A 23,846-nucleotide genomic window follows, 5' to 3' on the forward strand; every position below is an offset into this window, starting at 1 on the left:
TTTCGCGAGGCCCGGCGCCCGGCGGCACCGGATCGAACCACTCTTTCCGCCGGTCGCGCTCGGGGCGAACGAATGGCCACCGGGCTCCTCTTCGCCGTCGCCGCCGCGGTCGTCTGGGGCGCGTACCTCTTCGTCCTGAAGCGCGCCTTCTCCGAGTACCCGCCGGCGGCGCTGACGGTGGCGGTCAACGCCGCGGCGCTCGGGTGGTTCCTCGCGGGCACCGGGCTCACGGTCGGGTTCGGCGACGCCGCGGCCGGCCTTGCCGGGCTCGCCGTCCCCCGGCGGTTCGCCGTCGTCGCCGGGACGAGCGTCGCGACGGCGGCGGCGTTCGTCCTCTTCCTGCGCGCCATCGAGGACGGGGCGGTGTCGTACGTCGCGCCGATCAACAAGGTGATCCCGATGTTCGTCCTCCCGCTGGAGGTCGGGCTGCTCGGCCAGGTGCTGGCGCCGGTCCAGGTCGCCGGGGTCGTCGTCACCACGCTCGCGGTGTACGTCGCGAACTACGAGCCGGGCAGCTTCTTCGCGCCGCTCGCGCGGGCCGCCCGCTCGCGGCCCGCACAACTGGCGCTCGCGAGCGCGGCCTGCTACGCCGTCGGCGACGTGGGCAAGCGGGTCGCGCTCCAGGAGCTCGCGATCCCCGGCACGCTCTGGGTGCCGCTGCTGCTCGCCGGCGTCGCGGTCGTGCTGCTCCCGGCGGCCGTGCGAACCCCGATCGACGCGAGCCGGCGAGACATCCCGAAGTTCCTCGCGGCCGGCGCGCTCGTCGCCGTCGGCGAGCACCTGACCACGGTCGCGTTCGCGGCGCTGCCCGCGAGCGTCGCCTCGCCGGTGATCAACACGCAGGCGATCGTCGCGGTCGTCCTCGGCGGCGTGCTGCTCGGCGAGCGCCACTTCCGGCTCCGGCTCGTCGCGGCCGTCCTCGCGGTGGTCGGCGTCGCCATGATAGCTGGTTGACACGCAGAGCGAGCCGTCGGCCACCCGAGAGGACTTTACCGTTCGCCCCGTAGCGACCGCATGGAACCCCCGTCGGAGTCGAGCCCGATCGACCACGCCGAGTCGATCGTGAACGCCCTCGGCGACGGGGCCTACGTCCTCGACGCCGACCGGACCCGGGTGTTCGTCAACGAGCGCCTCCGCGAGGTGACCGGGTTCGACGAGGCCGTCCTCCACGGGAGACACCCGGAGCGGCTCGTCGAGGAGGGGTACTGGAGCGCGGAGACCGGGGACCGCTACCGGACGGCGGTCGAACGGGTCCTCGACGGCGAGGCGGACGACGAGCGCGTCCAGCTCACGATGACGCTCGGCGACGGCTGCGAGATGACGGTCGAGACGCGGCTGACCCCCATCGAGGACGACGGGTCGATCGTCGGCGCGGTCGGGGTCATCCGCGACGTGACGGACCGGGTCGAACGCGAGCGCGAGCTAAAGCGACTCAACGAGCGGCTCGAACGCCTCGCGGGCTTCCTCTCGCACGACCTCCGGAACCCGCTGTCTGTCGCTCGGGGGTACGTCGACCTCGCGCGCGAGACCGGCGAGACGGAGGGGCTGGCGGCGGCCGAGGACGCGCTCGACCGGATCGAGACGATGATCGACGAGGCGCTCGTGATGGCCCGCGAGCCCGAGGAGATCGAGACCGAGGACGCCGCGGTCGACCTCTCCGAGCTCGCGGCCGACTGCCTGGAGTCGGGCGACTTCGGCGACTGCCCCCCCGACGCCGACCTCGTCGTCGACGAGGCCGGCCCCGTCACCGGCGACCCGACGCTGCTCCGGCGCGCCGTCGGCAACCTGATCGGCAACGCCTTCGACCACGGCGGCGACGCGCCGACGGTCCGAGTCGGAGTCGACGACCGGGGGATCTACGTGGCCGACGACGGACCGGGCCTTCCGGACGACCAGGGCGACCGCGCGGCGCTGACCGACTTCGGCGTCTCGCCGGACGGCGGCACCGGGATCGGGCTCGCCATCGTCGAGCGCGTCGCGGCCGCGCACGGCTGGACGCTCGAAATCGACGAGTCGGCAGCGGGCGGGTTCCGCGCGACGCTGGTCGGCGCGGAACCGACGGCGTAAAGAAGGCGCCCATCCAACGCCAGCCCGCGTGCGAGGGTAGCCAAGCCCGGAAACGGCGGCGGATTCAAGCTCCGCTCCTGTAGAGGTCCGTGGGTTCAAATCCCTCCCCTCGCATCGCCGGGGTCCTCCCCCGTGATGCGGAAGGCGCTCTCGGAGCGCTCTTCCCTCGCAAAACTTCACTCGGACCGCTGCCCCGACCAGCCGCGGCCGCGTCGCGTCCTTCGACTCCGCTCGCTCCGAGCGAGGTGGATTTTTATCCTCACCCCCGAATCGGTCCCTATGAGAGATCGCACGCGCCGCGACTGGCTCCGCGTCGCCGGCGGGGTCGGCGTCGCCGGCCTCGCCGGGTGTAGCTCGCTCGGCGGCGACTCGCCGGGCGACGGCGACTCGCCCGCCGCCGGCGCCGGGTCGGGATTCGACGAGGTCGACCTGCCGCTGGACCTCGCCGCCCGACCGCAGTCGTCGGACGGGCTCACGTCGCAGTTCCGACAGGGGCTCCGGAACCACGGCCACATCGACGCGACGATACCCGAGAGCGTCGAGGTGCGGTGGTCGGTGCCGGCGAACCGCGGCGAGCACTCCGCCTCGAAGGGCAGCCCGATGCCGACGCCGGCGGGCGACGTCCTCGTCGCCGACGACACGGGCCGGATCCAGTCGATCGCGGTCGACGGGACGACGAACTGGGCGACTGACCTCTCCGACGCCAAGTGGGGGAGCCACGGCACCCCCGCGGTCGCCGAGGGGTCGGCGTACGTCGGCACCTACGACGGCGTCGTCTCCGCGGTCTCGGTCGCGACCGGCGAGATCGAGTGGCAGACCGACGTCGGCGACGCGGCCGCCGCCAGCCCGACGTACCACGACGGCACGCTGTACCTCGCCGTCGAGTTCACGCCGCCGAGCGGCGCCGCCGTCGCGCTCGACGCCGAGAGCGGCGAGGAGGTGTGGCGCGACGGCCGGCCGACCGACCACCCGCACTCGACGATCGCGGTCGACCTCGACCGCGACCGCTTCCTGTTCGGCGCCAACGACGGCCGCGTCTACGCGTGGTCCGTCTCCGACCGCGAGCGCGCGTGGACCTTCGACACCGGCGGCGACGTCAAGGCGCCGATCGCCGTCAGCCGCGGGATCGCGGTGGTGCCGTCGTGGGCGGGCACCGTCACCGCCGTCGACGTCGCCGACGGCTCCGGGCTCTGGGCGTTCGAGACCGACGAGTCCGTGTCGCCGTCGGACGAGCCCGACCCGATCCGCACGGGCGGCGTCATGTGCGCGCCGGCGGTCCACGACGAGACGGTGTACGTCGGGAGCCACGACACGAACGTCTACGCGATCGACCTGGCGACCGGCGAGGAGCTGTGGTCGACCCCGACGGACGGGTGGATCACCGGGAACGTCACCGTGACGAACGGGCACGTCCTCGTCGGCTCGTACGACCACCACCTCTACGCGCTCGACCGCGGGGACGGCTCGGTGACCTGGGCGGTCGAGGGCAACGGCGAGGTGACCAGCGCGCCGTTCGTCACCGACGACGGGGTCTACTACACCGAGCGCGCCCCGGAGGACACCGACGAGCCCGGCATGTGCTACCGGCTCGCCGCGCCGGAGTGAGCCGGCCCCCGTCGGGGGTCGGGCGGTGCCGCAGCGGACAGTCACGAACGTCCACCCGAAACGGAGGGTCCGAAACGGTTTTGCCGGCGCCTGACGGACGGTCGATATGCCAGCAGATCCCGACACGGGGTACGACCCCTCGCTGGGTCGGAAGTTCGTGTTCGTCACGGGCGGTGTGATGTCCGGGCTGGGCAAGGGCATCACGGCCGCCAGCACCGGGCGCCTTCTCGCCAACGCGGGCTTCGACGTGACCGCCGTCAAGGTGGACCCGTACCTCAACGTCGACGCCGGGACGATGAACCCGTACGAGCACGGCGAGGTGTACGTGCTCAAGGACGGCGGCGAGGTCGACCTCGACCTGGGCAACTACGAGCGCTTCCTCGGCACCGACATGACGTTCGACCACAACGTCACCACGGGGAAGACGTACGAGCACGTCATCGAGCGCGAGCGCGCCGGCGACTACCTCGGGAAGACGGTCCAGATCATCCCGCACGTCACCGACGACATCAAGCGCCGGATCCGCGAGGCGGCCGAGGGCTCCGACGTCTGCCTCGTCGAGATCGGCGGGACCGTCGGCGACATCGAGTCGATGCCGTTCCTCGAGGCGCTCCGCCAGTTCGCCCACGAGGAGGACGACGAGGACATCCTCTTCACCCACGTCACCCTGGTCCCGTACTCGAAGAACGGCGAGCAGAAGACGAAGCCGACCCAACACTCCGTGAAGGAACTGCGCTCGATCGGGCTCCAGCCGGACGTCCTCGTCGGGCGCTCCGAGGACCGGCTCGACCCGGAGACGAAAGAGAAGATCGCCCTGTTCTGTGACGTGCCCACGGACGCCGTCTTCTCGAACCCCGACGTGGAGGACATCTACCACGTCCCGCTGATGGTCGAAGACGAGGGGTTAGACGAGTACGTGATGGAGCGGCTCGGCCTCGCCGACGAGGCGCTCCCGAAGGCGGAGCGCTCGACCGAGTGGCGGGACCTCGTCACCCGCGACCGCGACCGGGAGATCGACGTGGCGCTCGTCGGCAAGTACGCCCTCGAAGACGCCTACATGTCGATCCACGAGGCGCTGAAGCACGCGGGCATCCAGACCGGCACCGAGGTGAACGTGCTGTGGGTCGACGCCGACGAGACGCGGGAGGAACACGAGCAGCGGCTCGCGACGGCCGACGCGGTCGTCGTCCCCGGCGGGTTCGGCTCCCGCGGCACGGACGGGAAGATCGAGGCGGTCCGCTACGCCCGCGAGAACGACGTGCCGTTCCTCGGGCTCTGCTTAGGCTTCCAGATGGCCGTCGTCGAACACGCGCGGAACGTCCTCGGGCTCGACGGCGCCCACTCGGCGGAGATCGACCCTGACACGCCCCACCCCGTCATCGACCTCCTCCCCGAGCAGTACGAGACGGAGGACATGGGCGGGACGATGCGGCTCGGCGCCCACGAGACCGACATCGAGCCCGACACGCTCGCGGCCGAGGTGTACGGCGCCGACGCCTGTACGGAGCGCCACCGCCACCGCTACGAGGTGAACCCCGAGTACATCGACGACCTGGAGGCCGACGGGCTCGTCTTCTCCGGCCGCGCGGACAACCGGATGGAGATCCTCGAACGCCCGGACCACCCGTTCTTCTTCGGGACGCAGGCGCACCCCGAGTTCCGGTCGCGCCCGGACCGCGCGAGCCCGCCGTTCGTCTCCCTCGTCGAGGCGGCGCTGGGATCGACGGACACAACAGAGCGGAACGCGGACGTGAGGCTATAGATGGTCGAGACGGAGGAATTCATCGCGGAGGCGAAAGCGGAGATACGGGAGGCGATCGGCGACGCGAACGCCGTCATCGCCCTCTCCGGCGGGGTCGACTCCTCGGTCGCGGCGACGCTCGCGTACGAGGCGGTCGGCGACCAGCTCACCCCCGTCTACGTCGACACGGGGCTGATGCGGAAGGGCGAGACCGCGGAGATCCGCGACACGTTCGACTTCATGGAGTCGCTGCGGGTGATCGAGGCCCAAGACCGGTTCTTCGACCGCCTCGCGGGCGTCACCGACCCCGAGGAGAAGCGCCACGTCATCGGCGAGGGGTTCATCGACGAGTTCGAGACGGTCGCGCGCGACGTGGACGCCGACTACCTCGTCCAGGGGACGATCTACCCCGACCGCATCGAGTCGGAGGGGAACATCAAGTCGCACCACAACGTCGGCGGCCTCCCCGAGGTCGTCGACTTCGAGGGGATCGTCGAGCCCGTGCGCGACCTCTACAAGGACGAGGTGCGCGAGGTGGCCCGCGCGCTCGGCCTCGAAGAGATAATCTCCGAGCGGATGCCGTTCCCCGGGCCCGGACTCGCCGTTCGGATCGTCGGCGAGGTCACGCCCGAGAAGGCCGCGGTCGCCCGCGAGGCGACCCACGTCGTCGAGGAGGAACTGGCGGAGTACGACCCGTGGCAGGCGTTCGCCGCGGTCCTCGGCAAGGCGACCGGCGTCAAGGGCGACAACCGCGTCCACGGCTGGGTCGTCGCCGTGCGCTCCGTCGAGAGCCGCGACGGCATGACCGCCCGGGCACAGGAGATCGACTGGAGCACGCTCCAGCGCATCCAGAGCCGGATCACCGGCGAGAACGAGAACGTGGCGCGCGTGGTGTACGACGTGACACACAAGCCGCCCGCGACGATCGAGTACGAGTGATGGCGGAGCCGTCAGCCCGACCCGACGGCGGCCGCGCAGAGGGCCAACTCGCGGTCGTCGCCGGTCCCGACCAGCACGGCCTCGGCGAGGAGCTCGCCGCGCTCGGCGTCGAGGTCCGTCGGATCGAGGGGCTCGTCACAGCGTCGAAGCTCGAAGACGCGGGCGTCGCCGACGCCGCCTACTTCGTCCTCACCGACGTCGAGGAGGCGACCGGCATCCCGGTGGCCAAGGAGCTGAACCCCGAGGTCCGCGTCGTCACCTACGCGAGCCGGTCGCTACCGGAGTTCGTCGCGACGGTCGCCGACCTCGCGGTCGACCCCGGCCTGCTGGACGCCGCGACGGTCGCCGAGGAGCTGCTCTCCGACGACGGCGAGCCGTGAGCGGGGACGACGCCGGCGACGCGACCGGACGCGAGGGCGCCGCGGACGCGACGACCGTCCCGGTCACCCTCTACACCCGCGAGGACTGCTCGCTGTGCGTCGTCGCCCGCGAGACGATCGAGTCGGTCGCCGCCGACCTCGACGGTGTGACGGTCGCCCTCGACGTGGTCGACGTGGACACCGACCCGGAGCTCGCCGACGAGTACGGCGAGCGCGTCCCGTACGTGTTGGTCGACGGCAACCCGGCGTTCAAGTACGAGGTCGACGAGCGCGACCTGCGGCTGAAGCTCTTGGCCGCGACCTGACTCGGAAAAACCCGCTCGGCCCGCGTCGCCTACTGTTCGACCGTCTCCGCGCCGGGCGCGTTCGCCTTCACGCGGGTCACGGCCTCGACGGCGCTCGACCGGGAGTCGTACCCCTCGCCGGAGTCGGCGAGGACGTTGCCGTTGCGGTGGCGGAGCCGCCAGCGCCACTCCCCGGCGGTGTCCTCGTATATCTCGAACGCCGCGCTCCCGGCGGCCAGCGCCCCCGCGTCGGGCGCGTACTCGCTCACGCGCTCGACCGCGTCCGTCGCGTTGGACTTCGAGGCGTACCCCTCGCCGGAGTCGGCGATGAGGTTCCCGTTGTCGTGGACGAGCCGCCAGCGCCACTTGCCGCCCGCGTCCTCGTACACCTCGAAGGTCGCTTTGCTCTCGGACGCGCGCCCCTCGTCGTCGCCGTCGGGGAATTCGAGCCCGGCCCCCCCGGCGTTCGACCTGACGCTGTCGAGGCCCTGTCGAGCCTTCTGTCGGGAGGCGTACCCCTGACCGGAGTCGGCGATGACGTTGCCGTTCTCGTGGACGAGCCGCCAGCGCCACTTGCCGCCCGCGTCCTCGTACACCTCGAACGCCGCGGGATCGATCCGGAGGTAGTCCGCGGAGGCGGCGTGGTCGCGCAGCCGCGAGAGCGCGCGCTTCGCGTTCGACTTCGAGGCGTACCCCTCGCCGGAGTCGCCCAGCACGTTGCCGTTGTCGTGGCGGAGCCGGAACCGCCACTCGTCGGCGCTGTCCGCGAACAGCTCGAAGGTCGCCCGGCTCTCCGGGGCCGCCGCCTCGTCGGGGATGGCCACGTCCGGCGCCGCGGCGTCGTCCGGCTCCGGCCCGTCGTCGTCGGCGACCGCCTCGGCCTCCGCGCTCGGCGTCTCGATCCGGAGGAGGCCGGCGCCGAGCGCGTTCCGCCGCACGCTGTGGAGCCCCTGCTGGGCCTTCCCGCGGCTGCTGTACGCCTGCCCGGAGGTCGCGATGACGTTGCCGTTGCGGTGACGGAGCCGCCAGCGCGGCCGCCCGCTCGCGTCCTCGAACAGCTCGAACCGGGCCTTGCTCTCGCGGAGCGACGCGGCCGCCGCCTCCGCGGCCGTCGCGTCCTCGCGCGCCGCGTCGAGCTCCGACTCGGTGGCCGCGAGCTCCTCCCGGGAGGTCTCCAGTTCGGCCTCGGTGTCAGCGAGTTCGTCCCGGGTCGACTCCAGTTCCGACTCGGTGTCCCCGAGCTCTTCGCGGGTCGCCTCCAGCTCCGACTCGGTGGCCGCGAGTTCGTCGCGCGCCGCGTCCAGCTCCGCGGTCGTCTCCTCGGCGGTCGCGGTCGCCGCGGCCGCCTCGCCGCGCATCCGCTCGTAGTCCTCGTAGACGGGGTCGGAGAGCAGCGGCACGACCGTCCCCGCCAGCCCGATGAGCAGGAGTCCGACGCCGTACACCGTGATCACGGCGGGGTCGCCCGAGGCCCTGAACCACCCGTCGGGGAAGACGTTCACGAACCAGACGACGCCGAGGACGCTGACGGCCGTCCCGAGGTAGCCGAGGGCGGTCCCCGGCCTGCGGAGCGGGAACCGGATCACGGCTCCGAGCATGACGAACGGGGCGAAAGCGCCGCCAGCGCGTACCCGATGCCGCGCGCGGCCGTCGCCGACTCGGTGAGGAGGAAGACCGCGACGCCGGCCAGCCCGAGCAGCACCCCGAAGCCGAACAGCCAGTAGCCGTTCACCTCGTCGGTCGTCCGCGGCGTCCCGATCCGTCGCTCGTACAGTCCGCCGTCTCGGTTTGGTTCGGTATCACTTGACATATCCGAGACAACTCCGGCGGCCCGCTTATAAGTGTGGGTGAGTGACACGACGGCGCGACCGCCGCGCCGGACTACCGCGACCCGAGCGTTTACCCGTTCGTCTCTCCCTCACACGGACATGGCAAACGCAGCGGCGTACCTGTTCGCGGGCGGTCGAGTGGCCGACGCCGACGGAACGCGGACCGCCGACGTGGCGATCGTCGACGGCGAGATCGCGGCGGTCGGCGACCCCGAGGCGGTCGAGCGCGCGGTCGACGACGTTCCGGACGCGGACCTCGAACGCGTCGACGCGAGCGACCGCGTCGTCGCGCCCGGGCTGATCGACGCGCACGTCCACGTGATGATGGATGGGCGCCCGGACGTCTCGACCGCGGTCTCCGAGAGCGACTACACCGCGAGCTACCGGGCCGCGGGCAACCTCGACGCCGCCCTCTCGGCCGGCGTCACGACCGTCCGCGACCTCGGCAGCCGCGGGACGCTCGCGCTCGACGCGGGCGAGGCGGTCGCCGCGGGCGAGATCGACGGCCCCCGAGTCCTCGCGTGCGGCCGCAACGTGATCATGACCGGCGGCCACGGCAACTGGTTCGGCCGCGAGGCGGACGGCCCCGCCGAGGTGCGGAAGGCGGCCCGCGAGCAGCTGAAGGCCGGCGCGGACGTGCTCAAGTGCATGGCCACCGGCGGCGTCCTCACCGAGGGCGCGGTGACGGGCGCGCCGGAGCTGACCCCCGAGGAGCTGGCCGCGTTCACCGACGCGGCGGCGCCGACCGACACGCCGACCGCGGCCCACGCCCACGGCGAGGAGGGGATCAAAAACGCCGTCGAGGCCGGCATCTCCAGCGTCGAACACGGGACGTTCATGGACCGGGAGGCCGCCGAGATGATGGCCGAGCGCGGCACCTACTGGGTCCCGACCGCGAGCGCGCTCCGCGGCATCGTCGACAACGGCGTGGAGGCGGGTATCCCCGAGGACGCGGTCGCGAAGGCCGAAGACGCCGCGGACCGCTTCGACGACGCGTGGGACCACGCGCTCGACGCGGGCGTCCCCATCGCGATGGGGACGGACGCGGGCACGCCGTTCAACTTCTTTGCCGACATCCCGCAGGAACTGGCGTACATGGTCGACTACGGGCTCTCGCCGGAGCGCGCGCTCGAAGCCGCCACGGTCAACGCGGCCGACCTGCTCGGCCTCGACGACGTCGGCCGCGTCGAAGAGGGGTACGCGGCGGACCTGGTCGTCCTCGACGCCGACCCGACCGAGGACGTGACGGCGTGGCAGGACCCCGCGGCCGTGTTCGCGCGCGGCGACCGCGTCGCCTGACCGAGACCGAACCCGGATCACCCGCTCCCCTCCCGCCGCCGGAACGGGCATTTTTACCCCGAGTCGGCCCCATCTCCCGTCGATGACGACTCCGTCGACCCGGCACGCGGACCCGGCCGAGAACCCGTACGTCGAGGACCCGCCGACCGAGTTCGACCCGGTCGAGGACCTCTCCGCCGACGAGGCGGCCGAGCAGGCCGACCTGCTCCGCGCGGCGGTCCGCGAGCACGACCACCGGTACTACGTCGCGGCCGACCCCCTGATATCCGACGCGGCGTACGACGCGCTGTTCGCCCGGCTGGAGGCGCTCGAAGCCGCCTTCGACCTCCCGACCGAGGGCTCCCCGACCCGGCGGGTCGGCGGCGAGCCCCTCGACGAGCTGGCGACCGTCGAACACGTCGCGCCGATGCGATCCATCGACAACGCGACCGACGCCGACGCAGTCCGCGAGTTCGACGAGCGCGTCCGCGGGGGGCTCGCGGACGCCGCCGAGGCCGGAGACCTCCCCGATTTCGACCCCGCCGACCTCGCGTACGTCTGCGAGCCGAAGTTCGACGGCCTCTCGATCGAGGTGATCTACGAGGACGGCGAGTACGTCCGCGCGGCCACGCGCGGCGACGGCCGCGAGGGCGACGACGTCACCGAGCAGGTCCGGACGATCCCCTCCGTCCCCGGCCGCCTGCGCGGCGACGACCACCCCGCCAGGCTCGCCGTCCGGGGAGAGGTGTACATGCCCCGCGACGCCTTCGAGGCGTACAACGAGGAGCTGATCGAGCGCGGCGAGGAGCCGTTCGCGAACCCGCGCAACGCCGCCGCCGGCACGCTCCGCCAGCTCGACCCCGCGGTCGTCGCCGAGCGCCCCCTCGACGTCTTTTTCTTCGACGTGCTCGCGTGGGAGGCGGGCGAGGACGGCCCGGAGCGCCCCGCGCGCCACCGCGACGCCCTCGACGCGTTCGAGTCGCTCGGGCTCCGCCGGAACGACCGGGTCGAGGTCGTCGACGACGTCGAGGCCGCGATCGAGTACCGCGACGCGGTCCTCGACGCCCGCGACGACCTGAACTACGCGGTCGACGGCGTCGTGATCAAGGTCGACGCCCTCGCGCACCGCGAGGCGCTCGGGAGCACGTCGCGCGCGCCGCGGTGGGCGTTCGCGCACAAGTTCCCGCCGCGGACCGCGACGACGACCGTCCAGGGGATCACGGTCCAGGTGGGCCGCACGGGGCGGCTCACGCCGGTCGCCGAGCTCGACCCCGTCGATGTCGGCGGCGTCACCGTCTCGCGCGCGACGCTCCACAACCCCGCCGAGATCGAGGCCCTCGGCGTGGACGTCGGGGACCGCGTCCGGATCTACCGCGCCGGCGACGTGATCCCCTACGTCCCGGAGGTCGTCGAGAAGCGCAGCGAGGGGACCTACGAGTTCCCCGACGCCTGCCCGGTCTGCGGGGCCGCGGTCGAGCGCGACGGCCCGCTCGCGTTCTGTACCGGCGGGCTCGGCTGTCCGGCGCAGCTCGAACGGGCGGTCGAGCACTGGGCGCGCCGCGACGCGCTCGACGTGGAGGGGCTCGGCCCGGAGCGCGTCGAGCAGCTCCGCGAGGCCGGCCTCGTCGAGTCGCTGCCGGCCCTGTACGACCTGACGGTCGACGACCTCGCCGAACTGGAGGGGTGGGGTTCGAGGAGCGCCGAGAACCTGATCGCCGAACTGGACGCGACGCGGAACCCGCCCCTCGACGACTTCCTCGCCGGCCTCGGGATCCCCGACGTGGGCGCGACGACGGCCCGGGCGCTCGCCGCGCACTTCGGGACGCTCGACGCGCTCCTCGACGCGGACGAGGACGCGCTCCGCGAGGTGGACGACGTCGGCCCCGAGGTGGCCGCGTCGATCCGGACGTTCCTCGACCGCGAGGAGAACCGCGCGGCGATCGCGGGGCTCCGCGAGCGCGGGGTCGACCCCGAGCCGTTCGAGACCGACGCGGCCTCCGGCCCGGCCGACGCGCTCGACGGGCTCACCTTCGTGTTCACCGGGTCGCTGTCGGTGCCCCGCGGCGACGCGCAGGCGCACGTCGAGGCGCACGGCGCGAACGCCACGTCCAGCGTCTCCGGGAACACCGACTACCTCGTCGCGGGCGAGCGCCCGGGCCGGTCCAAGCGCGACGACGCCGAGGCCGAGGGCGTGCCCGTCGTCGACGAGGACGCGTTCGCCGACCTGCTCGCCGAGCGCGGCGTGGCGTGGCCGCCCGCAAGCGACGCGTGAGCGCCGCGACGCCCGCGCGACGCTCGCCCCGACCCGCAACCCTTTATCAACTCACGCCGGAACCGGAAGGCATGACCGCCATCGAGCTACGGGGCGTGACCAAGGAGTTCGACGAGGTCACGGCCGTTCGCGACCTCGATCTCACCGTCGAAGACGGCGAGGTGTACGGGTTCCTCGGGCCGAACGGCGCGGGCAAGTCCACGACGATCGACATGCTCTTGGACCTCGTCCGCCCGACCGCGGGGACGGTCCGCGTGCTCGGCGCCGAGGTCGCGACCGACGGCGTCGAGATCCGGCGGCGGACGGGCGTGCTCCCCGACGGCTTCTCGGTGTACGACCGGCTCTCCGGTCGAAAACACGTCGAGTTCGCCGTCGAGTCGAAGGACGCCGCCGACGACCCGGACGCGCTGCTCGACCGCGTCGGCCTCGCCGACGCCGCCGACCGCGCCGCCGGCGAGTACTCGAAGGGGATGCGCCAGCGCCTCGCGCTCGCGATGGCGCTCGTCGGCGACCCCGACCTGCTGATCCTCGACGAGCCCTCCTCCGGCCTCGACCCGGCCGGCGCGAAGGAGATGCGCGAGATCGTCCGCGCCGAGGCCGAGCGCGGCGCCACCGTCTTCTTCTCCTCGCACATCCTCGAACAGGTCGACGCCGTCTGCGACCGCGTCGGCATCCTCCGCGACGGCGAACTCGTCGCCGAGGACTCCGTCGAGGGGCTCCGCGAGGCCGTCGGCGGCGAGGAGACGCTCGAAGTCGCGGCCGCGGGCGCCGACGAGGACGCGGTCGCGGCGGTCCGCGCCGTCCCCGGCGTCTCCGGGGTCTCCCGCGACGGCGACGAGCTGGTGGTGAACTGCGCCAGCGACGCGAAGACGGAGGTCATCGCGGCGCTGGAGGACGCCGGGGTCGCAGTCGACGACTTCCACACCCGCGAGGCCTCGCTGGAGGACCTCTTCTTGGCGTACACCGAGGGCGACGCGGCCGGTTCGGCGCCCGACGGAACCGACTCGGAACCCGCCGAACTCGACCCGACGGCCGACTCCGAATCGACGGCCGACGCCGACTCGACGGCCGACGCCGACTCCGAATCGACGGCCGACGCCGACTCGACGCCCGACGCCGACTCGACGCCCGACGACGATTCGGCGACCGAGGAGGTGGACCGATGAGCCTCGCCGCCGTCGCCCGGAAGGACTTCCGCGAGACCGTTCGGTCCCGCGGCATGATCGCGCTAGTGGTGCTGTTCTCGCTGCTCGTCGCGGCGTTCGCGTACGCGGTGCGGCCCACCGGCGAGAGCGAGCAGTTCGCCACGGAGCTACTGCTGAGCGCCTTCGTCGGTCGCTTCCTCGTCACGACGCTGATCCCGCTCGTCGGCGTCGTCGTCGGCTACAACGCCGTGAGCGGCGAGCGCGAGTCCGGCTCGCTGAAGCTGCTCCTGTCGCTGCCGCACTCGCGGGCCGACGTGGTCTTGGGCAAGGTCGCCGGGCGCGGCGCGGCGATCGCGCTCGCGGTGTTCGTCGGGTTCCTGCTGCCCGCGCTGGTGTTGATCGCGGCGCCGGTCGTGTTCAACGCCGGCGCGTTCCTCGGTTACACCGTGTTCGCGGCCGCGCTCGGCGTCGTGTTCGTCGCCATCTCCGTCGGCTGCTCGGCCGCGTTCCCGACCCAGCGTCGGGCACTCATCGGCGGCGTCGGAATTTACATCCTGTTCGTCCTGCTGTGGGGCCCGCTCACCGGCCAGCTCGTCGGCGCCGTCGGGCCCGCCCTCGACGCCCTGCCCGTGTCCGCGACGCAGGTCGACGTGTTCCTCCGGGCCTCGAACCCGACGACCGCCGTCGAGGCGCTCGCGAACGCTTTCCTCGCGGAGCAGCTGTTCAGCGGCGAGACCGCGAACCAGCAGCTGTCGGCGGCCGCGATGTTGGTGTTCTGGACGCTCGCGCCGCCGCTCGCCGGCCTTCTGAAGTTCGACGCGGCCGACCTGTAACGGTCCGAATCGGCCGCCATCCGCGACGCCGGTAGTGGGCTCGGGCGGGTTCGAACCTCACTCACTCCGCTCGCTTCGCTCGCTCCGTTCCCTGCTTCGAACCCGCCCTCAGACACGCACCTCGCTGTCGCTCGCGGTTTTGCTCGCGACAGCAACAGTGGGCTCGGGCGGGTTCGAACCTCAGTCGCTCCCGTTCGCTCGCTGCGCTCGCTCACCTCCTGCTCCCTGGTTCGAACCCGCCCTCAACCAGTCACAGCGGCGCCGCTCACGAATTGTTCGCGGCGCCGATAGTGGGCTCGGGCGGGTTCGAACCGAAGAAAGACGGTCGTCTCGCTTCGCTCGACGCTGCGTCTTTCAGGGTTCGACCGCCCTCGCATACATTTCTGTGACTCACTTCGTTCGTCCCAGAAATGGGCTCGGGCGGGTTCGAACCGCCGATCTCAGCCTTGTAAAGGCCGCGTCATAACCAGCTAGACCACGAGCCCTCACCCGTCTGAACCCGCCGGGAGCGGAAAACGGTTTCTTTCTCGGGCGCGAGGATCGACCGTGAACCGCCGCCTCGTCGGGGTCGCGGCCGCGCTCGCGCTGATCGCCCTCGCCGCCGTCGGCGCCGCCGCCGCGAACCCGGCCCTCCTGATCACCGGGTACGACACCGCCACGGTCGAGGCCGTCGACGGCGAGACGGGCGAGACGCTCGCGACCGTCGAGGTCCGCGTCGCCGACGGCTTCGTGAAACGCTACGTCGGGCTCTCCGCGACCGACGATCTCCCCGCCGGCGAGGGGATGCTGTTCGTCCACGGCGAGGCGGCCGAGCGCGCCTACGTGATGCGCGACATGGCGTTCGCGCTCGACATCGTCTTCGCCGACGCCGACGGGACCGTCACGACGGTCCACGAGGCGGCCCCGGAGTCGCCGCCGCTCACCCGCTACGAGGGGACGGGGCGGTACGTCCTCGAAGTGCCGCGCGGGTGGAGCGAGCGCCACGGCGTCGGCCCCGGCGACCGACTCGTGATCGACCGGGAGTGATCCCGCTGCGGCCGCCGGGTCGGTCGACGAAACCGCTTTGGGCCTCGCCGGCGTCGCCTCGACCATGACCGGACTCCCCGGCCGGATCGCGTGGAACCTCCGCCACCGCTGGCGGCGGGTGTTCGCCCTCTGCGTCGTCGGCGCCGGCGTCGCCGCCCCGCTCCTCACCGGCGTCTGGTGGTGGCTCCCGCTCGTGTGGTTCTTCGGGCTCGTCATCGTCCTGCCCGTCTTCCACGTCCTCACGAAGCCGGTCCCCGAGGACGACGCCGACGACCGCGCGGACGCCACCGGCGACCCCGCGCTCGACGCCCTCCGCGAGCGCTACGCGCGCGGCGACATCGACGAACAGGAGTTCGAGCGCAAGCTGGACCGCCTCTTGGAGACCGAAGACGCCGAGACCGTCACCGATCCGAGCGGCGATGTCGCCGACCGAGTGCGAGAGAGCGTCCGGCGAGAAGTGGACCGAATCCGGGAGTGACGGCGCCGGGACAGCCGTCGCCGCCGACGCGGAGGGAGACCTCCGGGACTACTCGTCGATCTCGCGGTTGTGGACCGCGTCGCCGGTGGTCCCGTCGAAGAGGTGGATCGTTTCCTCGGGGATCTCCACGTGGACCTCGTCGCCGACCGAGATCTGCTGGAGGCCGCCGACGGTGGCGATGAACGTCTCGCCCTCCGGCGCGTCTTCGAACCGCAGGTAGACGGTGTTCTCGTCGCCCATCGGCTCGACGACCTCGACCACCGTCGAGAAGGTGTGCTCGCCGGCCGGGTCGTCCGCCAGCGAGATGTCCTCGGGCCGGACCCCGAGCGTGAGGTCGGTGATGTCGCCGATGTCGCCGAGGGTGGACTCGGAGAGCGGGTAGTCGAAGGCGTCGCCGAGGAGGGTGTCGGCGTCGCGCTCGACCTCGAAGAAGTTCATCGACGGCTCCCCGATGAACCCGGCGACGAACCGGTTGGCCGGCTCGTGGTAACACTCCAGCGGCGTCGCGACCTGCTGGAGTTCGCCGGCGTTGAGGATCGCGATCCGGTCGCCCATGGTCATCGCCTCGGTCTGGTCGTGCGTGACGTACATCGTCGTCACGTCCAGCTCGGCCTGGAGCCGCTGGAGCTCCGTCCGCATCTCCGAGCGGAGCTTGGCGTCGAGGTTGCTGAGCGGCTCGTCCATGAGGAACACCTCGGGGTCGCGGACGATCGCCCGCCCGAGCGCGACCCGCTGCTGCTGGCCGCCGGAGAGGTCGGACGGTTTCCGGTCCAGTAGCTCGCCGATCCCCATCGTCCCCGCGGCGTCGGTGACGCGCGTCTCGATCTCGTCGTCGGAGAGGTCCGTCGACTCCTCCAGTCCGAACGCCATGTTCTCCTGCACCGTCATGTGCGGGTACAGCGCGTACGACTGGAACACCATCGCGATGTCGCGGTGCTGGGGTTTCACGTCGTTGATGACGCTCCCGGCGAGTCGGATCTCGCCGTCGGTGACCGTCTCCAGTCCCGCGACCATCCGGAGGGTGGTCGACTTACCGCAGCCGGAGGGGCCGACCACGACGAGGAACTCGCCGTCGCGCATCTCGATGTCGACGTCGTCGACGGCGACGACCTCGCCGTCCCCGTCGGGGAACACCTTGCTCACGCCGTCGAGTTCGAGCGTCCCCATGCTATCGCCCCCGCGGAACGGCGCGGCGGTTTGAGAGCGATACCTTCGGTCGGCTGCGTGGTTGCTGTCGAGTCATGGATTGCTGCCCGCGAACGGCGCCGTTCATGTCGCCACCCCCTCGGCGAACTCCTCGCCGAACGCGATGTAGACCGCGAGCGTCGGGAGGGCGGCGATGAACGCGCCCGCCATGCGGAGCGCGAAGTCTTGTCCTTCGAGCGACGTGCCCAGCCCGGCGAGGATCAACACGATCGGCGCCGCCGCGCTGGATTCGGTCTGGACCAACACGAGGGTGAACAGGAGGTCGTTCCAGATCTGCGTGAACTGGTAGATCAGGACCACTGCGAACATCGGTCCAGAGAGCGGGAGCACGATGCGGCGGTAGATCCGGCGGATGGACGCGCCGTCCAGCCGCGCGGCCTCGATCATCTCCTCGCTCATGTTCTTGTAGTACGACCTGAACAGGACCGTACAGATCGGGAGCCCGTAGGCCACGTGCGTGACGATCAGTTCGAAGATCCCGGTGTAGTCGTTGTTGATCCCGAGCGCCCACAGGAAGCCGAGGGCGTCCTGGAGCGGGATCATCGACCAGAACTGCGAGAGCGGCACCAGCACCGCCTGGTACGGGATGAAGATCCCCGCGACGAACAGCGCGAGGACCGGCGCCTTGTACCGCTGTTTCCAGTCGGACTGCGTGAGGCCGTACGCCGCGAAGCTCCCGAGCAGCGCCGAGATGACGGTCGCCGGGATCGCGTACAGCGCGCTGTTTATGAGGCCGCGTCCGAGCGCGTCGAACGCCGTGCGCCACTTCTCCAGCGTGAACGTGCTCCCCGTCGGCGGCGCGAACGGGAGCGACCCGGTGACGCCGGTCGACGTCTTAAACGAGGTGACGAGCCCGGACTCGATCGGGATCATGAAGAACGCCAGGATCCCGAGGAGCCCGAGGTACAGGAGGACCCGGTACCCGTCGACCTCCGCGAGCGCCCCCGCGGACGCGCCGGAGTCCGTCGCCGATGCCGTGCCGCCGTCCGTTCGTGCGTCGTCGTTCATAGGTTCCCCCGGTTGTACTGGTAGTAGAGGTACGGGCCGACGATCCCGAGCGTCATCACGAACAGGGTGATGGCGATCGCCGACGCGTACGCCCAGTTCAGGTTCGCGTACGCCTCGCGGACCATCTTCGTCGCGAGGATGTCGGACCCGTTGGGCGGTCGGTAGCCGCCGACGAGCGAGTAGAGGAAGTCGAACGCCTTCAGCGCGAACACCATCAGGACGACCGAGGCGCTGATGGTCGACCCCTTCAGCTGCGGGATGATCACGCGCCAGTACATCCGCGCCGTCGAGGCGCCGTCCACCTTCGCCGCCTCGTAGTGCTCGTTCGGGATGGCCCGCAGGCCCGCGAGGAACACGACCATCGCGTACCCCGCGAACTGCCACATCAGCGCGAACATCACCGCCCAGAGGACGATGTCGGGGTTGCCGATCCAGTTGACTCGGCCGAAGCCGAGCGACGTGATGACGATGTTGATGACCCCGTTGTTGAAGTTGAACATCCACGCCCAGAACTGGGCGGTGACCACGAACGAGAGGCTCATCGGCAGCAGGTAGATCGTCCGGAACGTGTTCTCGAACCGAATGTTCCGGTCTATCAGGATCGCCAGGCCGAGCCCGATCGCGAGCGTCACCAGGGTGAACCCGACGAGCAGAACGAAGGTGTTGATCGCGGCGTCGACGAACCCGCTGTCGGCCAGCGCGCGGCTGTACATCTCGAGGTCCAAGTCGCCGTAGTCCGGGGTTCCGAAGCCGCTGAAGTCGGTCAGCGAGATCAGGAGGTTCCAGATGATCGCCCCGTAGACGAAGAGGCCGACCAGCAGGAACGGCGGCAGCCAGAACTGCGAGGACTCGACGAAGTCGCTGCCGAAGCGCTCGTTCAGCGCGTCGATCGGACTGAACCCGGACCCGCCGCGCTCCTCGGCGACGCCGCCGTCCGTGACCGCGTCGCCACTGTCGTCGCCGGTGTCTGTGTTCCGTGTCATGTGGGTCGTCGTGTGCCGAAACCGCTAAAATCCGGTCGCATCGAGGACCGGTGTCAGTTAGAGACCGCGTCGACGAAGCCCTGCGTGGCGGCGTCGACGTTGTACGGTCCGGAGAACTCGCTGGAGATCACTTCGTTCAGCGCCGTCATCGTCTCCGAGGGGACGCCGAGCCCGTGCTGTAGGTTCGGCGGCCGCTGCTCGGCGCTGGCGAAGTCTTCCTGCGTCTCCTGGAGGTACGGCCCGAACTCGCTCATGTCGACGTCGGTCCGCGTCGGGATCGAACCCTTGTACTGGTTGAACGCGACCTGCGCCGCTTCGCTCCCGACGAACGAGAGGAACGTCTTGGTCGCCTCCGGACTCGGGTTGTCCGACGGGTAGAGGAACGAGTCGAAGTGGAGCATGTACATGTTCTCCGAGCCGGGGTACGTCTTGAAGCCCCAGTCCTCGTTGTAGTTGAAGTCCTCGGCGTTCCGGTAGGCCCCGGCGGCCCAGTTACCCTGGTGGATGAACGCCGCGTTCCCCTCGATGATGTTCTGGTTGGACTCCGTGAGTCCGATCGAGGAGGCGTCCTCGTTGATGTAGTTGCCGAGGATCTCGGCGAGCGACTCGAAGGTCGCGCGGACGGCCGCCTCGTCCGGGCTCCCGTCGATGAAGCTCATGTACGCGTCGTACCCTTCCTGCCCGAGCATCGTCGAGGCGAACAGCTGGGTCGTCGTCCAGGTACCGCTCGCGCCGTGCGTCATCGGGATCGCGTCGGTCTCGTTCTGGACCGTCTCCAGCGCGTCGATGAGCGCCGAGACGCTCGTCAGCGAGTCGGGGTCGACCCCCGCCTCCTCGACGACCGAAGTGTTGTAGAACAGGCAGTTCAGGCGGTGCGAGCCGAGGGGGACGCCGCGATAGGCGCCGTTGTACTGGTGGAGGTCGACCGCCTCGTCCACCATCACGTCCGCAAAGCCCTCCGACTCCCACACGTCGTCGACCTCGCCCAGCACGCCCTCGTACCGCTGGAGGTTCGGGCCGGGCCAGTTGGCGAACGAGCTCGGCGGGTCGCCGTTCTGGAGCCGGTTCGCGACGACCGCGTCGAGGTTCTGGTTCCCGCCGCCGCCGATCGGGTTGAACTCGTGTTCGACGTCCGGGTGCGCCTCGTCGAAGGCGGTGACGAGCGCCTCCGCCGCGCGGGCGCCGTCGCCGCCGGTCCACGCGTGAAGAACTTCGAGCGTGTTGCCGCTTCCGCCGTCGCCGCCGTCGCCGCCGTCGCCGCCGCCGGAACAGCCGGCGAGCCCCGCGAGCGTCGCCGCCCCCGTCGCTCCGACGAAATGTCGCCGCGATAACCGCTTGTCTTGGTCTGTCATGGTACTTCACGGTGTACAATGGATGATTGCCATATATACTTACTCATTCTTTGAGAACTATTTTTGAAGTATCTATTCGCACGTCACCCCCGTCGTAATCGGAGTTCTTTACGCCCGGTCGGACGGCGACGGACCGACGGGCATACTACGGTCCGGCGGATGGGCGTACGCATGCGCCCCTCGACCGCCGCCGTCACGTATCCCGTCGCCGGCGACGCCCGGGAGCGGCCCCTCCTCGCCGTCTGGCTGCTGTTCGCGCTGGCCGTCGTCGTGCCGGTCCTCCCGGCGCTGCCGGTCGTCGGCTACCTCGTCCGCGTGCTGACCGCCAGCGAGCGGGGCGACTCGATGCCGCCCTTCCTCGCCGACGGCCGGACGCTCCTCCGCCGGTCGCTCGGCGGGACGGCCGTCTGTCTGGTGTTCCTCGGGATCCCGTTCGCGGCCCTCCTGGTGACGCTCTACGGCGTCGTCACGCTCGACCCCGGCGCGAACGCGCCGGTCGGCCGCATCCTCGCCGGATCGACGGCCGTGCTCTTCGTCGGCGTCTTCGGCACGTACCTCGCGCCCGTCTCGCTGATCACCTACGGTCGGGAGGGGTCGCTCCGCCGGGCGTTCTCCCCGGGCGCCCTCCGGCCGGTCGCCGGCCACGCCGCCTACTTCTTCGGGTGGACCCTCGGCTTCACCGCGCTCGTCGTCGCCGTCGGCGTCGGCGGCGCGCTGTTCACCGTCTCGCGCGCGGGCCCGCTGTTCGGGACGTTCGTCCTCGCGTACGGCCTCCTCGTGGCCGCGTACCTCTGGGGGCGCGCCGTCGAGCGCGCCCGGCGACGGTAGGGGGACGGCGCGGCGCCGCGACCGACCGATTCTTGACCGCCCGGCCCGGACTCACACGGCATGGACGGACCGCTGTGGACGGACACGCACGCGCCCGACCTCGACGAGATCCGGCAGGACGAGGCCCGCGACCGCCTGCGTCGGGCCGTCGACGAGCCGATGAACCTCGTCGTCCAGGGGCCGCCGGGGGTCGGGAAGACGGCGGCGGCGCGCGCGCTCGCCGAGGCGTCACACGCCGACCCGGACGCCGACCTGATCGAGATCAACGTCGCCGACTTCTTCGGGCGGACCAAAAAGGAGATCCGGACCGACCCGCGGTTCGAGGGGTTCCTCGCGGGGCGGAGCTCGATGGCGAAACGCGACATGATAAACCGCGTGCTGAAGGAGTCGGCGTCGTACGCGCCGATGTCCGGCGAGTACAAGACGGTCCTGCTGGACAACGCGGAGGCGATCCGAGAGGACTTCCAGCAGGCGCTGCGCCGCGTGATGGAGAAGCACCACCGCACCACCCAGTTCGTGATCGCGACGCGCCAGCCCTCGAAGCTCATCGCCCCGATCCGGTCGCGCTGCTTCCCGGTCCGGGTCCGCTCGCCGACCACCGACGAGACGATCGACGTCCTCGAAGCGATCTGCGAGCGCGAGGGCGTCGACTACGACGGCGACGGGCTGGAGTTCGTCGCCAGCGCGGCCGGCGGCGACCTCCGGGAGGCGATCCTCTCGGCGCAGGCGACCGCGGTCGAGGGCGGCGAGGTCACCATGTCGACCGCCTACGAGACGCTCGGCGACGTGGGCGACGACGACGCGATCCGCGGGGCGCTTGCCGACGCCCGCGCCGGCGACCTGAAGGACGCCCGCTCGGCACTCGACGACCTGCTCGAAGAGGGATACGACGGGCAGGAGCTGCTCCGCGAGACGCTCCGCGTCGCCCGCGCCGGCTCCGAGTACGGCGGCGACGACCTCGCGCGGCTCCACGCGCTCGCGGGCGAGGCCGACCTCGACCTGTCCGACGGGCTCCACGACACGACCCACCTCGTCCACCTGCTCGCGGCGTGGGCGGCGGGACGGACCGAGCTCTCCCCCGAACTCCGGGACGCGGAGGCGGCGTCGTGACCCGCCGCCCGCCGCTCTCGCGGCTGCTCCCCTTCCCGGTCGTCGACGCCGCGTGGGACCTGGCGCTCGTCCCGGCGCTCGCTGGCGCCGTCGCGCTGCCGTTCGTCCCGCCCGTCGGCGTCGCGCTCGTCGCGCTCGCCGTCGGGGTCCTCTGGTTCCACCGCGACCCCGAGCGCGACCCGCCGAAGGGCGACGAGACGGTCGTCTCCCCGGCCGACGGCACCGTTTCGGTGGTCCGCGAGGAGGGCTCGCGACTCCGCGTCGGCGTGTTCATGAACGTCACCGACGTGCACGTGAACCGCGCGCCGCTCGCGGGCGAGGTGCGCGAGGTCCGCCACCGGCCCGGCGCGAACCGCCCGGCGTTCGACAAGGAGTCGGACCGCAACGAGCAGGTCGCGATCGACTTCGGGGAGTACGAGCTGCTCGTCATCGCGGGCTGGTTCGCCCGGCGGATCCACCCGTCGGTCGAGCCGGGTGACCGCGTCGAGCGCGGCGACCGCGTCGGGCACGTCTCGTTCGGCTCCCGCGCCGACGTGGTCCTGCCCGCGGACGTGGGCCGCGAGGACCTGCTCGTCGCCGAGGGCGACGGCGTCCGCGCGGGCGAGACGATCATCGCGGAGCGCCCGAGCGACGACGGGTAGCGCCGCCGCGTCGCGACGCGGTCGCCGCGTCGGCCGTTCGAATCGGGCCATACGCTTTTGTTTCGTCCGCGAGACCGTGTCTTCGATGACGGAAGAGACAATCCACGAGTCGAGCCGGTCGCGGACCCGACAGGGGCTGGCCACGTACCTCCGCCGGATCGCCCGCGCGCTCGGTCGCGGCGAGCCCGTGCCGGTCGACGAGGACGGGACGGTGACGGTCGACGCGGCCGGGACCGGCGACGTCGAGGTCGAACTCGAACGGGAGGACGGCACGGTCCACTTCGAGATAGAGGTGGAGTGGCCCGAGGAGGAGGTCGCCGTCGACGAGGACGCGAGCGCGAGCAAGGCGACGTTCGAGCTGTATACCGACAAGGCCGACAAGTTCCGCTGGCGGCTCCGCCACGACAACGGCAACATCATCGCCGACGGCGGCGAGGGATACGCCGACAAGCGCGACGCCAGCTCCGGCATCGAGAGCGTCCAGCGGAACGCGGCGGGCGCGCACGTCATCGACGTCTCGCGCGACGAGGAGGCCCCCGAGGAGGGCGGCAGCGACGCCGCGTTCGAGCTGTTCCGCGACAAGGCGGACGAGTACCGCTGGCGGCTCCGTCACGACAACGGCAACATCATCGCCGACAGCGGCCAGGGGTACGCCTCCAAGCAGAAGGCGAAACAGGGCCTCAACAGCGTCAAGTCGAACGCGCCGGGCGCGGCCGTCGAGAAGCCGGCGGAGTAGATCTCGGTCCCGCGGCGAGGCGCCCGCGGTCCGACCGCCGCCCCGCCCGCGGCGCGACCGCGGACCGCACCGCTTATTCGCCGGCCTTCACTACCTCTGAGCGAC

The 23,846-nt window shown here is 71.3% G+C and carries 21 protein-coding genes, 2 tRNA genes and 1 pseudogene; 18 read left to right on the forward strand and 6 right to left on the reverse strand.

What is annotated here, in order from left to right; all coding sequences use genetic code 11:
* Positions 1 to 72 precede the first annotated feature (72 nt).
* The 8 genes from HPS36_RS07690 to HPS36_RS07725 all read left to right on the forward strand — a co-directional run bounded on the left by HPS36_RS07690 (position 73) and on the right by HPS36_RS07725 (position 7,037).
* Entirely contained in the window at positions 73 to 954 is an 882-nt protein-coding gene (locus HPS36_RS07690) for an EamA family transporter (protein ID WP_173229594.1), read from the forward strand.
* Positions 955 to 1,014: 60 nt separating this feature from the next.
* The gene (locus HPS36_RS07695) at positions 1,015 to 2,067 is read left to right on the forward strand and encodes a PAS domain-containing protein (RefSeq protein ID WP_173229596.1); all 1,053 of its coding nucleotides are present in this window, start codon (positions 1,015 to 1,017) and stop codon (positions 2,065 to 2,067) included.
* A 30-nt stretch (positions 2,068 to 2,097) separates the two neighbouring features.
* A tRNA-Leu gene (locus HPS36_RS07700) sits at positions 2,098 to 2,181 on the forward strand.
* Between the two features lie 165 nt (positions 2,182 to 2,346).
* Complete coding sequence (locus HPS36_RS07705) at positions 2,347 to 3,672, forward strand: outer membrane protein assembly factor BamB family protein (RefSeq protein WP_173229598.1); 1,326 nt, start codon at positions 2,347 to 2,349, stop codon at positions 3,670 to 3,672.
* A gap of 106 nt (positions 3,673 to 3,778) precedes the next feature.
* Entirely contained in the window at positions 3,779 to 5,434 is a 1,656-nt protein-coding gene (locus tag HPS36_RS07710) for a CTP synthase (RefSeq protein WP_173229600.1), read from the forward strand.
* Entirely contained in the window at positions 5,435 to 6,352 is a 918-nt protein-coding gene (gene guaA / locus HPS36_RS07715; protein ID WP_137717456.1) for a glutamine-hydrolyzing GMP synthase, read from the forward strand.
* Positions 6,352 to 6,732: a DUF7126 family protein gene (locus tag HPS36_RS07720; RefSeq protein WP_173229602.1), complete on the forward strand. Its 381-nt coding sequence runs from the start codon at positions 6,352 to 6,354 to the stop codon at positions 6,730 to 6,732. Before guaA ends, HPS36_RS07720 begins: the two co-directional genes overlap by 1 nt.
* On the forward strand, positions 6,729 to 7,037 hold the full coding sequence (locus HPS36_RS07725; RefSeq protein ID WP_121563216.1) for a glutaredoxin family protein: 309 nt from the start codon (positions 6,729 to 6,731) through the stop codon (positions 7,035 to 7,037). The genes HPS36_RS07720 and HPS36_RS07725 overlap by 4 nt, the downstream gene beginning before the upstream one ends.
* Before the next feature lie 29 nt (positions 7,038 to 7,066).
* On the opposite strand, the pseudogene HPS36_RS07730 reads toward HPS36_RS07725, so the two are convergent.
* Positions 7,067 to 8,826, reverse strand: a pseudogene (locus HPS36_RS07730) (HVO_2922 family protein).
* A gap of 118 nt (positions 8,827 to 8,944) precedes the next feature.
* On the opposite strand from HPS36_RS07730, the gene HPS36_RS07735 reads away from it, so the two are divergent.
* The 4 genes from HPS36_RS07735 to HPS36_RS07750 all read left to right on the forward strand — a co-directional run bounded on the left by HPS36_RS07735 (position 8,945) and on the right by HPS36_RS07750 (position 14,373).
* Entirely contained in the window at positions 8,945 to 10,144 is a 1,200-nt protein-coding gene (locus HPS36_RS07735; protein WP_173229604.1) for a metal-dependent hydrolase family protein, read from the forward strand.
* An 82-nt stretch (positions 10,145 to 10,226) separates the two neighbouring features.
* A complete protein-coding gene (gene ligA, locus HPS36_RS07740) occupies positions 10,227 to 12,395 on the forward strand; it encodes an NAD-dependent DNA ligase LigA (RefSeq protein WP_173229606.1) in 2,169 nt (722 codons plus the stop codon).
* A gap of 71 nt (positions 12,396 to 12,466) precedes the next feature.
* Positions 12,467 to 13,561 (forward strand): ABC transporter ATP-binding protein, encoded by a 1,095-nt coding sequence (locus HPS36_RS07745; protein WP_173229608.1) that lies wholly within the window; start codon positions 12,467 to 12,469, stop codon positions 13,559 to 13,561.
* Complete coding sequence (locus HPS36_RS07750) at positions 13,558 to 14,373, forward strand: ABC transporter permease (RefSeq protein ID WP_173229610.1); 816 nt, start codon at positions 13,558 to 13,560, stop codon at positions 14,371 to 14,373. Before HPS36_RS07745 ends, HPS36_RS07750 begins: the two co-directional genes overlap by 4 nt.
* A gap of 411 nt (positions 14,374 to 14,784) precedes the next feature.
* On the opposite strand, the gene HPS36_RS07755 is transcribed toward HPS36_RS07750, so the two are convergent.
* Positions 14,785 to 14,858: transfer RNA gene (locus HPS36_RS07755), tRNA-Val, on the reverse strand.
* 61 nt (positions 14,859 to 14,919) lie between these two features.
* Between HPS36_RS07755 and HPS36_RS07760 the strand changes: the two genes are divergently transcribed.
* Together HPS36_RS07760 and HPS36_RS07765 are read left to right on the forward strand one after the other, a co-directional pair.
* The gene (locus HPS36_RS07760; protein ID WP_173229613.1) at positions 14,920 to 15,399 is read left to right on the forward strand and encodes a DUF192 domain-containing protein; all 480 of its coding nucleotides are present in this window, start codon (positions 14,920 to 14,922) and stop codon (positions 15,397 to 15,399) included.
* A 64-nt stretch (positions 15,400 to 15,463) separates the two neighbouring features.
* Positions 15,464 to 15,877, forward strand: coding sequence for an SHOCT domain-containing protein (locus tag HPS36_RS07765; protein ID WP_173229615.1), 414 nt, complete (start codon positions 15,464 to 15,466; stop codon positions 15,875 to 15,877).
* Positions 15,878 to 15,925: 48 nt separating this feature from the next.
* Here HPS36_RS07765 and HPS36_RS07770 read toward each other — a convergent pair whose 3' ends face one another.
* The 4 genes from HPS36_RS07770 to HPS36_RS07785 form a co-directional block, all read right to left on the reverse strand.
* Positions 15,926 to 17,044 (reverse strand): ABC transporter ATP-binding protein, encoded by a 1,119-nt coding sequence (locus tag HPS36_RS07770; RefSeq protein WP_173229617.1) that lies wholly within the window; start codon positions 17,042 to 17,044, stop codon positions 15,926 to 15,928.
* A gap of 102 nt (positions 17,045 to 17,146) precedes the next feature.
* Positions 17,147 to 18,091: a carbohydrate ABC transporter permease gene (locus HPS36_RS07775; RefSeq protein WP_173229619.1), complete on the reverse strand. Its 945-nt coding sequence runs from the start codon at positions 18,089 to 18,091 to the stop codon at positions 17,147 to 17,149.
* The gene (locus HPS36_RS07780) at positions 18,088 to 19,074 is read right to left on the reverse strand and encodes a carbohydrate ABC transporter permease (protein WP_173229621.1); all 987 of its coding nucleotides are present in this window, start codon (positions 19,072 to 19,074) and stop codon (positions 18,088 to 18,090) included. Before HPS36_RS07780 ends, HPS36_RS07775 begins: the two co-directional genes overlap by 4 nt.
* Positions 19,075 to 19,127: 53 nt before the next feature.
* Positions 19,128 to 20,426, reverse strand: coding sequence for an ABC transporter substrate-binding protein (locus HPS36_RS07785; RefSeq protein ID WP_173229623.1), 1,299 nt, complete (start codon positions 20,424 to 20,426; stop codon positions 19,128 to 19,130).
* A gap of 171 nt (positions 20,427 to 20,597) precedes the next feature.
* Here HPS36_RS07785 and HPS36_RS07790 point away from each other — a divergent pair, with 171 nt between their 5' ends.
* The 4 genes from HPS36_RS07790 (at position 20,598) to HPS36_RS07805 (ending at position 23,741) form a co-directional block, all read left to right on the forward strand.
* Positions 20,598 to 21,254, forward strand: coding sequence for a DUF4013 domain-containing protein (locus HPS36_RS07790; RefSeq protein WP_173229624.1), 657 nt, complete (start codon positions 20,598 to 20,600; stop codon positions 21,252 to 21,254).
* A 60-nt stretch (positions 21,255 to 21,314) separates the two neighbouring features.
* Positions 21,315 to 22,364: an AAA family ATPase gene (locus HPS36_RS07795; RefSeq protein ID WP_173229626.1), complete on the forward strand. Its 1,050-nt coding sequence runs from the start codon at positions 21,315 to 21,317 to the stop codon at positions 22,362 to 22,364.
* Positions 22,361 to 23,005 (forward strand): protein sorting system archaetidylserine decarboxylase, encoded by a 645-nt coding sequence (locus tag HPS36_RS07800; protein ID WP_173229627.1) that lies wholly within the window; start codon positions 22,361 to 22,363, stop codon positions 23,003 to 23,005. The genes HPS36_RS07795 and HPS36_RS07800 overlap by 4 nt, the downstream gene beginning before the upstream one ends.
* 85 nt (positions 23,006 to 23,090) lie before the next feature.
* Positions 23,091 to 23,741 (forward strand): HVO_2922 family protein, encoded by a 651-nt coding sequence (locus HPS36_RS07805; protein WP_173229628.1) that lies wholly within the window; start codon positions 23,091 to 23,093, stop codon positions 23,739 to 23,741.
* The last annotated feature ends 105 nt before the right edge of the window (positions 23,742 to 23,846 follow it).

Origin of the sequence: Halorubrum salinarum, assembly GCF_013267195.1 — an archaeon.
GTDB lineage: Archaea > Halobacteriota > Halobacteria > Halobacteriales > Haloferacaceae > Halorubrum > Halorubrum salinarum.